Here is a 12,493-nt window from a genome sequence, read left to right as displayed (position 1 = left end):
CGAAATCGTGAGATAGTGCTGTGATCCTGAGCTCCAAAGCCATCGAGAAGCCACATGAAATGGATATCTCTTTTGCAGAGCTGTTCAATCTTACGGCTTGAAAAAGAGTCGTTCATGTACCCGTAGATGAGTATCTTCATCATGATATCCTCGGGTATGGCGCCATTCCACTTGCTTACTATCGTGTATTCTTCTTTTTGATAGATCTCATCTATAACATTGCTCAATACTCTGACAGGTGAGCTTTCTTCGATGTATATCTCATAATTCATATTAAGACGCACTTGACAATTTCTCATTTTTGTGGTACAATCCTTCCGTTGGTTTAATGTTTTTTTGCAATTATATTATACCACAAAAAGAAGAGCTTGGCACTACCTTTCAGGTCTGTGCCAGGCTCTTTTTCTTTGTTAGGGCTGCAACAGCCCCTTTATTTTCCCGTAAAAAAAGAAATACCGCCCATGATGGGACGGTACTCCTTTTCATAAATCATTCAAAATATTATATGGAGATATTCTCGCCTTTAAGACCAACATAAGCGCCCTGCTTAGCTTCGGCAGAATCAGCATGAGCAAGCAGCCACTTGTTTCTTGCCCACAGAGTCTTGTCCTCTGCATCGATGATCTCACCCTTGGGCAGATCTGTATTGGTGTTTCTTGGCAGAACTACTGCAACTCTGAAACCGTCGTCAGCAGTCTGGCAGGGTGCATAGTGCAGAGAAGTTGCATAAACCTCAACAACAGCACCTGCAGGTGCGCGGAATGCTTTAACGTCAGCAGTATCCAGCACTCCGTTGATTATCTTTTCCTGCTTTGCGAGAAGCAGAACAAAATCGGTAGCACCGATATTAATCTCGCTGTTTCTGTGGTATTCAAGGCAGTTCAGCGCCTTGTTGTGACCCCAGCACATACCCAGTTCAATGGGCATACCGCCGAAAGCGTTGTTTTCAAGCTTGGAGAAGATGCCGCACTTTTCAAGAGAATCGATCCAGGGCTCGTAAGCAACGCCCTCAGCAGGCATTTCAACAGCGTTCATCGCAGCGATGAGCTCCTTGGTATCATAGCCCTCAAGCACCTTACCGAACTCGCTGAATTCGGGATCATTAACGGAATAGATCTTCATTATATGTGTCCTCCTTTACGGTATCATGTGCAAAATTACACAAAAAATCGGCGGCAGACGGATAGTTCTGCCGCCCTGATAACACAATAATTATATCACATTATTAGTTACAAGTCAACGAGAATAGGCGCTGAGAATGTTCAATTTTTGTGATTCTTTTACTGATTTTTGCTAACTTCCGGTAGCAGTTCAATCAAACTCGTGGATACTGCCAAGGAAAAGAGCTTGGCTCAAGCTTTTCGCGAAAGGCTTGCGGGAGCGCGAGGGCAGAGCCCTCGCATCAAGGCACAAAGCAATAATGCACAGCGAACAATAAGAGCAAAGCAAACTACCCGCCCTGTCAAAAAGGCGCGGCAATACCAGATATTCCGAGCGTATGCGACCGTATGCATACGCTCAAACTATTTGCGGAAAATTATTGCCGCGCCCGAAATCAACTGCGATAGCTCGTTGATTTCTCGCCCCGAGGTACGAGGGGCGACAACTCGCAAACTAGCGCAAACAGAAAATGTCAGACTACACAAACAAAGTCCTGATTTTTGGACTGATAGCACTATCGGACAGATATCCATATCTGAACATAGCAGAGTGCGGCAATCTTATCATACGTACTGCGGTAGCAAAGGTCGCCCCTTGCGGGTCGAGTCATCGGAGACGCTTACGCTGTCCGATGACGGTGCGGCAATATTTTTACACGGATAGTTTGAGCGTTGACATTAGTTTATCTACGCTCGTTTTTTTGATATTGCCGCGCCTTTTTGGTCGGTCGTTTGCTGTGCTATTTACTGCTTTATTGTTACGTCACTTTTGCGCCTTGACCGAGAGGCTCTGCCTCTAACAGTCAGTTTTGCTGACTGTGTGCTCATCCGCAAGCTTTTCGTGAAAAGCTTGACCAAAAGCTTTGATTCGCGTTATAGTTTTGTTGGGGTCGCTGGTTTGATGCCGCGAAAAAGTTGAGCCAAAGCTCTCTTCCTTGGCAGTATTTCCGCCTATCATCTCCCCAAAATTTGACACCCCCGCCCTTTTGTGCTATACTGTATGCGGACAAGTATGCCCGCTCCTACTTTTATTCAGCGGACATGACCACCGATAACCCCATGTAAGGAGATCATCATGAGCCTTAAACTGAAACTCAGGCAGCTTGCAAAAATGTTTTTGCAGAACGTTCTGCTGCCATTTATATATTTTATTTTTTCCCGCGGCGAGACCGAGAAAGGTCTTGTCATATTCGCCGATGCCCATCACGACAGCTGTCCTTTCAGTATGCGCATTATGCGGCACAAGGTAGCAAAGCTTGATGGTGTACACGTCAAAGAGTTCTATCTCGATTTCAAGAAATGTTCCAAACCCGCTCTGGTGCGTTTTATACTGGATTTCATGATAGCTTTCGGCAGAGCTGAGCAAGTCTTCATCTGTGATACTTTCCTGCCCGTTTCAAGCTGTCACAAGCGCAGCGAGACTTTCGTCACCCAGCTGTGGCACTCGGGCGGTCTGCTGAAAAAAGCGGGCTACGATTCCGAAGACTGTGTGCCCTCTTTCTACAAAGGTGAAGTTTTCGGCGGATACGACCTCTGGACAGTCAGCGCTCCCTGCGTTGCTCCTGTGATAGCAAGTTCTTTCCGCCAGAGATACGATAACGTCCGTCCTCTGGGCATCAGCCGCACGGATATCTATTACAGCAAAAAGTACAACGACCTTAGCCGTGAAAAATTCTTCAAAGCCCACCCCGAAGCAGTCGGCAAGCAGATAGTTCTCTGGGCGCCCACATTCCGCGGAAATGCCGCAGAGCCCTATGTTGTGGGCGGTGAGGACATCGAAAAGGTCTGCGCTTCTCAGGGCAGATACCTCATCAAAAAACTGCACCCCCATATGCAGCCCGATGACGGTTTCCCCACCGAGAGCCTTTTCGCCGTGGCAGATATACTTGTCACCGATTATTCCAGCGTAGTTTTCGACTGGCTGCTGTACCGAAAGCCTTTCGTATTCTTCGCCCCCGACCTGAAAGATTTTGATACCGAGCGTGGCTTCTACGTTGATTATCACAGCTTCCCCACCACCGTTGCACAAACGGCTGAGGAACTTTTCTCTGCCATAGACCATGAGCTTTCCTGCCGCAGTACCGCAGACCTGGAAAGATGCGTATCCTACCACATGGGCAGCTGCGACGGACATTCCACCGACAGGATAATAGCTGAGATATTCGGCAGAAAGGGGGCAGAGAAATGAAGCTTTCCGTATTGCTGACAGCAGGTGCTTCCGACAGAGTCGCCCTTGACACCGTACAGAATATCGCAGGGCAGTCGGGAGATCTTGTAAAGGAAATCTTCCTTATCATCGCAGGCGATTTCACCGAAGATGACAGGAAAAAGCTTTACCTTGAACGCGCCTCCGCTTTCGGCATGACTGCGTTCATCAACATCGGCGGCAAAAGCGAAGCCGAACTGCTGAACACTTTCATAAAGTACGCAAATGCCGATTACTGCACCGTTATGCGTGCAGGCGGCAAGGTAGACCCCTCATATTTTTCAAGGCTGACAGCCGCTCTCGACAGCGACCCCGACCTCAATATCGCCTGCGGCAGACTTGCAGGCAGCGGAAAAAATATCTTCTTTCCCACATCGGTAAGGGCGGCAGTTATCGACCTGGATAAAAATTTCAGATTGTTCCCCACAGCCTTTGAAGCCGTTGTGGTGCGCACATCTTTCGCGGCAGAACACCATTTTGAGACCGAAGCGGGCGATTTCGCTCAGCAGAAATGTATGCTTAAAGCCCTCTGCGAGCAGAAGAAATTCTTCTACGATGACCGCCTTACCGCATGGCTGGCAGAAAGAAAAACTTCCCCCGCGAAGAAAGAAACGATCCCCGAAAATGCTGACAAAGCTGAGACTTACTCCGCGATTTTCGATAACTGCCTTATCCCCCTTGCAGAGACCTGCAAAGGCAAGGACGGCAGACTTCCCCTTTTCTTGCAGCATTTCATCACCGCAAAGGTAATGGAATGCAACGAGAAAGGTCTGCGCATAAACGAGTTTCCCGAGGACGAAAGAACGAAACTAACCGACAGCTTACAGAAAGTACTGCGCCCCGCCGAGGACAAGGTGATATGCGATGTTTACGGCATATTCTCCGCAAGTGCCGAGGAAAAGCGCCTGCTTCTGGGCTTGAAGCACGGTCACGAAAACTACTTCCCCGATATCAGCTACAACAGCGACAGGCTGTTCTCGGTGCAGAAAGATATCGTCCTTTTCGACAGCACAAGGCTCTTCATCGAGATAGTTCAGCTGAACCTTTACAAGAATAACATCGAGATAGACGGCTGTTTTGACAACATTTTCAGCGAACGCCGCACTAAACTCACCGCCGAATATGCAGGTGAAGAATATAAACTTAACTACGACCGCAAGGGCGAACCTGTGATGTTTTTCGGCAAAAAACTGGAAAGGCAGCGCACTTTCCACATGAGCATACCCGTATCCGAAGAAAGAGCCGAGCTTCGCTTCTTCATACTCTTCAAGGGCTGCAAATACGAGCTCAGAACAGTATTCCGCACCCCGGGCAGCAGGATCGAAGAGGGCTGTTACGAAAGCATTTTCCCGCTGGGCAACAACTTCTTTGCCCGCGCCGAAAACGGCAGACTGGTCACACTGGCGCTCTCCGAAAAGGCACAGCGCAGAGCTTTCCGCGGTTCCATGAAAAGGGCAGCCGAGGAGGGCGTTCCGTTCACCCTCAGAACAGCCTACCGCTGTACAAGATTTTGGTTCAAAAACAAGAATATCTGGCTTTTTGCGGATGATACCCAAAAAGGCGGCGGCGCGGCAGAAGATATGTTCCGCTATGCCATGACCCGCCATGACGAGCTGTACTGCTACTATCTCACCGACAAGGAGAGCCCCGCTGCACAGCGCATTATCGACGACGGCTACAAGCCCCTGTACAGAGGAACTCTTCTGCACAAGCTTATTTTCCTGAACGCGCAGGTGTACATAACCACCGTCCCCGATATCCAGCAAAAGAATTTCCCGGGAAATGATGATACTTCCTTCAGCCTTACAAGGCTCAGCAGAACGACAAACGTCTTCCTGCAAAATTCTCCCGAGGACAAGCCCTCTGTCGCCAAGAACCACCGTCTGTACGACAATGTCAGACTGTACTTCTGCGGCACGGGCGACTGCATCGATGAACTGAGAAAGCCCGAATACGGCTATGAGAATACCGAGGTGCTGAAACTCACGGGGCTGACGAGCTTTGACCTTGTGACCGATAACTCCGAGGGCAGTGATATGCTGCTGATGCTGGCAAAATATATCCCCGAGGAACAGGCGCCATTCAAGGACACAGGATTCTTCGGGAGCATGAAAGAGCTTCTCGAAAACGAAAAGCTGAAAACAGCACTCAATGACAGCGGCTATACCCTGACCATAGCTTTTGAGGGCGTTACCAACGATGAAGCCAAGGCTCTGCCAAAGCCCGATAAGGTCACTTTCCTGACGGATGATTTCAGCGCCGAAGAGCTTAAAAGCCGCGCGTCCCTCATCGTCACCGATGACCCCGAGGAGCTTTCCGCAGGCATAATGCGCAAGCCGCTTATATACTTCGGCACTGAGGGCAAGCCATTCGGTGAAAAGGCAGAGACCCCCGAACAGCTGGCAGATATCCTCTGCGGATATATCGAGAACGGCATGGATATAAAAGAAGAAATTTCCCAAAAAGCGGACGAATATCTCGGCAAAGCCCACGATGGCTGCAAGCGCGAGATCTATAATAATATCATAACCTATCTCTACGATAACCATGAGATAGACGGTTATGAAGATTTTGAGGTGGCAGACAACTATGACGAAGAAAACAATTAAAACAGCTGCGGTGATATTCGCCGCAGTGCTGATGATGTGCGGATGCAGCACCAAAACCGATGCCAAGGAGGATACCTCCGCCGCTGTGAATGCCGAGAAAGCCGCAAATATCACTGCTGAAGAACTGCTGGCAGACATAAGCGGTGACAATCTCGACGGCAGACTTTCCAAGGGCGACGGAAAATACGACGCAAATGCCGCAAAATTCTACGGAACAGGCTTTGCTAATATCCTGGACGGTGCCATACTCTACAACGAGAACGGCGGCTATGCCGACGAAGTATCAGCCGTAAAGTTTGACGAGGGCATAGACGGTCAGGAACTCCTGAAAGAGCGCCTTGAAAGCCGCACCGCAACTTTCCGCGATTACCGTCCCGAAGAGGTAAGCAAGCTTGAAAGTGCAAAGATAATCAGCCTTGGCGATTTCGATATACTCATAATCTCCGACGATGCAGATACCATCGAAAAACAGCTTAAAGACAAGCTGTCCTGACAGCTTCAGCCCCATATTTTTAGCAGAATTGTCAATTGAATTATGAGCAAAATATGGTATAATGATTATATATTCGTTAAAACAATTTACGGGAGGTAATCTAACATGGCAATGATACTCGTTACAGGCGGCGCAGGCTTCATAGGCAGCCACACCGTTGTTGAACTGCTGAACGCAGGATATGACGTAGTTATAATGGATAACTTTTCAAATTCCAAGCCCGAAGCCCTCAACAGGATAAGGCAGATAACAGGCAAGGAATTCGGTTTTTACGAGGCTGATATGCTGGATCTTGCTTCGATGGATAGGATATTCGAGGAAAACAAGATAGACGCTGTTGTACATTTTGCCGGACTCAAAGCAGTCGGCGAGAGCGTTGAGAAGCCCGTAGAATACTACCATAACAATATCACAGGCACTCTCCTGCTGATACAGGCTATGCGCAAGGCAGGCTGCAAGAAGATAGTGTTCTCCTCATCCGCAACAGTATACGGACCTGTAAATCAGGCACCATATACCGAGGATATGCCCACATCGGCAACCAACCCCTACGGCTATACCAAGGTCATGATAGAGCAGATACTCCGCGATGTATGCGTTTCCGACCCCGAATGGTCAGTATCCCTACTGAGATACTTCAATCCTATCGGCGCCCACGAAAGCGGACTTATCGGCGAAGACCCCAACGGAATACCCAACAACCTGCTGCCCTACATATGTCAGGTGGCTGTTGGCAAGCTTGAAAGACTGGGCGTTTTCGGCGATGACTACGATACCCCCGACGGCACAGGTGTCCGCGATTATATCCACGTTGTCGATCTTGCAAAGGGTCATCTCTGCGCACTGAAATACGTTATGGAAAATACAGGCTGTGATGCTGTCAACCTGGGCACAGGCAAGGGTTCTTCCGTTTATGATGTCCTCCACAGCTTTGAAAAAGCCTGCGGCAAGGAACTGCCCTACAAGGTCATGCCAAGACGTGCAGGCGACCTCGCTACCTGCTACGCAAACCCCGAAAAAGCCAAGAAAGTATTCGGCTGGGAGGCTAAGCTGACCCTTGATGAAATGACAGCCAGCAGCTGGAACTTCATCAAGAACAACCCCAACGGTCTATAAGAATACGAAACACACATGAAACTGTCACGCCCGAAAAAAATTATCGTTTTTCGGGCGTTTTTGCGTTGACAAATCTTTCCTGTTGTGGTAAAATCAGAATAAAGAAAACAAGTCCCCCGCACCGTAAAAGCTGACCTTTCAAGGGAGGTGCCGTATGTTCCGCATTATCGGGCTCATACTCACATGGATATTCCGCATTTCACTGATATACTACGTCCTCTGGCTGCTTCTTGCGATACACTGCGCCATATTCGGCATAGAAGAGGGCTGGATCGCACCCGCCCTGAGGAACAGCAAATGTCGCCGCGAATACGGCTGGGAGGGTTTCACCAGCGGCATCGCCATGGGGTTCATACTGACTGTGTGCGGCGGCTGGGTAGTTCCGCTTTATCAGGCGGTGTACCTCATCGTCAGGCTGATATTATGGATAGTAAAATAATGATATGGAAAATGGGTAAACAGGAGGAATCACAATGTTGAAATGTTCTCAGATGTTTTCTGACAGTATGGTGCTCCAGCGCGAAAAATGCATCGCTGTCTGGGGTACGGGTGAAGACGGAAAGACCGTCACCGCGGCTATCGGTGATAATAAAGCGAAATGTACCGTCAGGGACGGCAAATGGCGCTGCGAACTTCTCCCCCTGGAAGCGGCAGAGGGTCTTACACTGACAGTCACAGACGGCACCGATACCCTCACTTTCACCGATATCGCAGTGGGCGAAGTCTGGTTCTGTGGCGGTCAGTCCAATATGGAGCTGGAGATACAGAATGCCAAGGACGGTGCAAAATATCTTGCCGAGCTGAACAATGACACACCGATACGCTACTACTATACCCCAAAAGTCGCTACCGCCGAAGAAGCCGAGCGTCAGGGCTCACAGACCGCATGGCAAAGGGCTGACAGCGAAGCTTCAAAATGCTGGAGCGCTGTGGGTCTCCATTTCGCACACAAGCTTTCAAGGGAACTCGGAGTCGTAGTCGGACTTATCGGCTGTAACTGGGGCGGCACTTCCGCTTCAAACTGGCTGGACAGAGAATCCCTCGAAAACGACAAGCGAATATCCTCCTACATCGAGGAATACGAAGATACCATAAAAGGCAAGTCCCTTGAAGAGCAGAAAGCCGAGTACGAAGCCTTTCTTCAGCACGAAAAGGACTGGCTGGCAAAAGCCCAGGAGTACTGGAAAGACACTCCCGGTATGTCATGGGGTCAGCTGGAAGAAAAGATAGGCGTATACGGCTGGCCGGGTCCCAGGAATGAATTCAACCCCTTCAGACCCACCGCTATGTATGAAAATATGGTCAAAAGGGTATGCCCATACACACTCCGCGGCTTCCTCTACTATCAGGGCGAATCCGATGACCACAAGCCCGACAGCTACTACGCGCTCCTCACCGCCCTCATATCGAAATGGCGCGAGATATGGGGCGACGATACCCTGCCTTTCATCATGGTACAGCTCCCCATGCACCAAAACGCAGGCGATCCCGATTACAAGCACTGGTGCAAGATACGCTCTGCACAGATGAAAGCCTTCCGCACCGTGAAAAATACGGGTATCGCCGTTATCCTTGACTGCGGCGAGTTCAACGAGATACATCCCAAGGATAAACTTCCCGTGGGCGAAAGGCTCTGCCTGCAGGCTGAAAAGCTGGTATACGGCATGGATGTTGATGCTTTCGGACCCATTTTTGAGAGCTGTATCTTCAAAGACGGCAAGGCTGAGGTAAAATTCTCCAATTCCGAAAACGGTTTCAAAGTCAAAGGTTCCATCAAAGGATTTGAAATAGCAGGCGAAGACGGTATATTCGTCCCTGCACAGGCAGCCATCGGCGGGGGCAAAGCGCTTATCTGGGCGCCTAATGTCACTTCACCAAGGGCAGTTAGGTACAACTGGACAAACTACGGAGACGTCACCGTATTCGGTAAAAACGGCATTCCGATGGCTCCGTTTTCCACCTCAGATGACTTCTGAAAACCGAAAAAACGCATGAAATATTTTAATATATTTTAATAAAATAGCTATCTTACTGGCAAGATGCGCAGATATTAAAATTTTAATTGTATGTTTTTAACAAAGTTGTATATATGGTCTTGAAATTTAAAACGATTTATGTTATCATAGATAATGTCAAAGAGGGGATAGTCAGAGGTAGTTAGGGCTATACCTGAAAATAGATTTGAGTTTGGAGGAAATGACATGATCAAGAAGATTTCTGCATTTGCAGCAGCTGCTGTTATAGCAGCTTCACTGTCCGTTTCTGCATTTGCTACAACATATGAAGATGCAGTTGCAGCAGCAAAAGCAGCAGGTGTTCAGTCCAACAACGTTCAGGAGCTGGACAACTTCCTGCAGGTACACAAGGATTGCTTCACCAGCGATGAGTACGATGATATGATCGCTGATCTGAACAATATCAGAGACACTTACGTTGCACCTTACTGCCTTGGCGGTTCTAAGGAGAAGGTAGCTAAGGCTCCCGCTGACCTCAGCGAGCAGGACAAGATCCTGATCGGTAAGGAGTGGACAGAGGACGAGAAGAAGGCTATCCAGAATGACCTTATCAACCTCGGTAAGAAGCACAACGTAATCGTTACCATCACTAAGGTTGACGATGCACACTTCACAGTTGCAGCTGAGCACAAGCACGACAGCAGCTCTTCCAATGGAAACAACAGCAACAATAGCAACAATAATGGCGGCGGCACCACTATCAAGAGCGACAATCCCGTTGCTTCCACTGGTGCAGGCGAGACTGAGACTTCCAATGCAGCAGCAGCTGTAGCAGCTGTTACTCTTGCAATGGCTGGCTTCGGTGTGTTTATGGTTGCTAAGAAGAACAGAGCTTAATCAAAATTATATTTCGGAGTGATTTATCATGAGTGATGCCGTAAAGAAAACGGAACAGCACGCTCATAAGCATAAAACTTCGTCATCACGGGTGTTGAGGACAGTTACCTATGTTCTCACACCCTTTTTGATATTAGTTTTATTGTGTAGCACAGCTGTTCTCGCATTATTTAAGCCCTTCAAAGAGTTTAAACCATACCTCGATACCACATTCGGCGCTACACCGATGGAGGTACGGAATCTACGCACCATCAATAAATACCGCGACGACGATGCTCCCGAACAGATCAAGGAGGTCGAAGTCGAAGTTAACGGCAAGCAGGAAACTCATACCATAGTCTACCCCTATTACGGCGATTACTACGCCGAACTCAACTGCGAAGCCGCAGGCTTAAAAAAGATACCCGTTTACAGCGGTCAAAGTGCTGATATACTTGAAAAAGGCGCAGGCTGGTACAACGGCTCCGTATTTATCGGCAGACCCGGCAACGTGGTCATAGCAGGCCATAACCACACATTTTTCTATAATCTGCCTAAGTGCGAGATCGGCGATGTTGTCACACTCGAGACCTGTTACTGCAAATGCACCTACATCATCAATGAAAGAGTAGTTTTCAAAGAATCCGATTATACATACGTCTACCCCACCGATGATGACAGGCTTACTATGTATACCTGCTGGAACGAAGGCAGATTGGGTATGTCCCAGTACCGCCTTGCTTTCATATGCAAGCTGCAAGATATTGAATGGAAAGAGGTAGAGAAAAAGGAATGAAACGACTGTATCACTACCGCCCGATGCTGGTCTTAGCCATCTTTGCCAGCCTGTTTGCAGTACTGACAGAGGCGCTGATATTCTGCAGCACAATGGTCTTCAATACCGATTATTATGTGTGGACCATAAGCAACAGCGGCGCTGATAAAGCTCTTTATCACGAACTTGATGATTACTTCAATCAGTATTCCTCCCCTACAGGCATACCAAAAGAGGTCTACACAAAAAGCCTTAATGAAGAAAAAGTATCCGCTACCGCTAAAAAGCTGACCAGAAGTTCCCTTGAATATATGTTCGGCAGATCCCTCGCCAAGCCCGAAGTCGATTATGATTACACCGATTTCGAGAATGACGTTACCGAGTATGTGGAAAAACACGCCGAAGCCAACAATATCGAAATGGACAAGGAGTACTATGCATTCATCGATAATACCATCGATGTAGCTGAAAAGAAAGTAAACTCTTCTTTCGATATCCTGATGGCTAAAAAGCTGGCAACCAGTTCCTCATCAAGCGTCCTCAAAAGGATAGTCCCCGAACTCAGCCTCGGCATAGGCATATGTATCGTGGTACTTGCAGTTCTGCTTGGTCTGATGTTCTACATCGACCGCCACCACCCATTCGATATGCCATACTGGTTCGGCACCATATTTTTCGCCTGCGGCGCACTGTTCCTGATACCCTCACTCTACTGCCGATTAACAGGCTATTTCGACGGACTTTTCATGGAAGACCAGAGCATCTACTATGCTATAACAGGAGCTATCTACGGCGTGACCAACAGACTTATCCTGGTCAACGGCATACTTTTCGCTCTGGGTATCGTCCTGATGATCTTCGCACAGGTGATACACATTTTCCGCGTCCGCGAAGCAAAATTATATTCCCACGAGCATCATCACGCATGATATCCCGTCACTCGACGTTAAAAACTCCCCCACCTGCTATTGAACCGAACCATTAAAAACGTACAATGACAAAAAAGACCTCCTATGGTATAATAGAAACCATAGGAGGTTTTGTTATGGCAAGAAGTTACAAACACATACAGCAGTATGAAAGAGAAATACTTGAACTTAAAGAAAGAGGCATGACGCAAAAGGAAATAGCGCAGCAATTAGGATTTACAAAAGAACAAGTAAAAGAATTCTTTCACCGTCAGCATAAGAAAGAGCGAAAGATAGCCGCAGGTATAGCCTTAAAAAAGAAAGGTCGTCCGCCCAAAGATAATAAGATCACCCAAACTGATAAGGTTAATGAACTCAAATACATCATAGCTCGT

General features: G+C 48.1%; 12 protein-coding genes. 10 read left to right on the top strand and 2 right to left on the bottom strand.

Annotated elements, in window-relative coordinates; genetic code table 11:
• On the bottom strand, nt 1-272 hold a 272-nt coding region (locus BM265_RS18585; RefSeq protein ID WP_207647016.1), incomplete at its 3' end, for a transposase.
• 229 nt (nt 273-501) lie between these two features.
• The gene (locus tag BM265_RS18580; RefSeq protein WP_074963429.1) at nt 502-1,122 is read right to left on the bottom strand and encodes a DUF4867 family protein; all 621 of its coding nucleotides are present in this window, start codon (nt 1,120-1,122) and stop codon (nt 502-504) included.
• Between the two features lie 1,113 nt (nt 1,123-2,235).
• Here BM265_RS18580 and BM265_RS18575 point away from each other — a divergent pair.
• From BM265_RS18575 to BM265_RS18530, 10 genes are all read left to right on the top strand, one after another.
• Entirely contained in the window at nt 2,236-3,348 is a 1,113-nt protein-coding gene (locus BM265_RS18575) for a CDP-glycerol glycerophosphotransferase family protein (RefSeq protein WP_074963428.1), read from the top strand.
• Nucleotides 3,345-5,975, top strand: a complete 2,631-nt coding sequence (locus BM265_RS18570; RefSeq protein ID WP_074963427.1) for a glycosyltransferase family protein — start codon at nt 3,345-3,347, stop codon at nt 5,973-5,975. Before BM265_RS18575 ends, BM265_RS18570 begins: the two co-directional genes overlap by 4 nt.
• Nucleotides 5,956-6,468 carry a DUF4358 domain-containing protein gene (locus tag BM265_RS18565; RefSeq protein ID WP_074963426.1) on the top strand — a complete coding sequence of 171 codons (513 nt, stop codon included), beginning with the start codon at nt 5,956-5,958 and terminating at the stop codon, nt 6,466-6,468. Before BM265_RS18570 ends, BM265_RS18565 begins: the two co-directional genes overlap by 20 nt.
• Before the next feature lie 105 nt (nt 6,469-6,573).
• Nucleotides 6,574-7,584 carry a UDP-glucose 4-epimerase GalE gene (galE, locus tag BM265_RS18560; protein WP_074963425.1) on the top strand — a complete coding sequence of 337 codons (1,011 nt, stop codon included), beginning with the start codon at nt 6,574-6,576 and terminating at the stop codon, nt 7,582-7,584.
• A gap of 154 nt (nt 7,585-7,738) precedes the next feature.
• Nucleotides 7,739-8,023 carry a hypothetical protein gene (locus BM265_RS18555; RefSeq protein ID WP_074963424.1) on the top strand — a complete coding sequence of 95 codons (285 nt, stop codon included), beginning with the start codon at nt 7,739-7,741 and terminating at the stop codon, nt 8,021-8,023.
• 34 nt (nt 8,024-8,057) lie between these two features.
• Nucleotides 8,058-9,560 (top strand): sialate O-acetylesterase, encoded by a 1,503-nt coding sequence (locus tag BM265_RS18550; RefSeq protein WP_074963423.1) that lies wholly within the window; start codon nt 8,058-8,060, stop codon nt 9,558-9,560.
• 225 nt (nt 9,561-9,785) lie between these two features.
• Nucleotides 9,786-10,436, top strand: a complete 651-nt coding sequence (locus tag BM265_RS18545; RefSeq protein ID WP_074963422.1) for a hypothetical protein — start codon at nt 9,786-9,788, stop codon at nt 10,434-10,436.
• Nucleotides 10,437-10,464: 28 nt separating this feature from the next.
• The gene (locus BM265_RS18540; protein WP_074963421.1) at nt 10,465-11,211 is read left to right on the top strand and encodes a class D sortase; all 747 of its coding nucleotides are present in this window, start codon (nt 10,465-10,467) and stop codon (nt 11,209-11,211) included.
• The gene (locus BM265_RS18535; RefSeq protein WP_074963420.1) at nt 11,184-12,119 is read left to right on the top strand and encodes a hypothetical protein; all 936 of its coding nucleotides are present in this window, start codon (nt 11,184-11,186) and stop codon (nt 12,117-12,119) included. Before BM265_RS18540 ends, BM265_RS18535 begins: the two co-directional genes overlap by 28 nt.
• Nucleotides 12,120-12,235: 116 nt before the next feature.
• The coding region (locus BM265_RS18530; protein ID WP_074963419.1) for a hypothetical protein at nt 12,236-12,493 on the top strand (258 nt) is incomplete at its 3' end.

The sequence above is a fragment of the Hominimerdicola alba genome (genome assembly GCF_900112155.1).
Taxonomy (GTDB): Bacteria; Bacillota; Clostridia; order Oscillospirales; family Ruminococcaceae; genus Hominimerdicola; species Hominimerdicola alba_D.
Note: the sequence above shows the minus strand (reverse complement) of the source record. Positions and strands in the feature narration are given on the sequence as shown.

Excerpts from the sequence above, each read along its gene's own strand:
- BM265_RS18575 (WP_074963428.1), top strand. The coding sequence starts at position 2,236 with ATGAGCCTTAAACTGAAACTCAGGCAGCTTGCAAAAATGTTTTTGCAG.
- BM265_RS18540 (WP_074963421.1), top strand. The coding sequence starts at position 10,465 with ATGAGTGATGCCGTAAAGAAAACGGAACAGCACGCTCATAAGCATAAA.
- BM265_RS18550 (WP_074963423.1), top strand. The coding sequence starts at position 8,058 with ATGTTGAAATGTTCTCAGATGTTTTCTGACAGTATGGTGCTCCAGCGC.
- galE (WP_074963425.1), top strand. The coding sequence starts at position 6,574 with ATGGCAATGATACTCGTTACAGGCGGCGCAGGCTTCATAGGCAGCCAC.
- BM265_RS18545 (WP_074963422.1), top strand. The coding sequence starts at position 9,786 with ATGATCAAGAAGATTTCTGCATTTGCAGCAGCTGCTGTTATAGCAGCT.
- BM265_RS18570 (WP_074963427.1), top strand. The coding sequence starts at position 3,345 with ATGAAGCTTTCCGTATTGCTGACAGCAGGTGCTTCCGACAGAGTCGCC.
- BM265_RS18565 (WP_074963426.1), top strand. The coding sequence starts at position 5,956 with ATGACGAAGAAAACAATTAAAACAGCTGCGGTGATATTCGCCGCAGTG.
- BM265_RS18580 (WP_074963429.1), bottom strand. The coding sequence starts at position 1,122 with ATGAAGATCTATTCCGTTAATGATCCCGAATTCAGCGAGTTCGGTAAG.
- BM265_RS18535 (WP_074963420.1), top strand. The coding sequence starts at position 11,184 with ATGGAAAGAGGTAGAGAAAAAGGAATGAAACGACTGTATCACTACCGC.
- BM265_RS18555 (WP_074963424.1), top strand. The coding sequence starts at position 7,739 with ATGTTCCGCATTATCGGGCTCATACTCACATGGATATTCCGCATTTCA.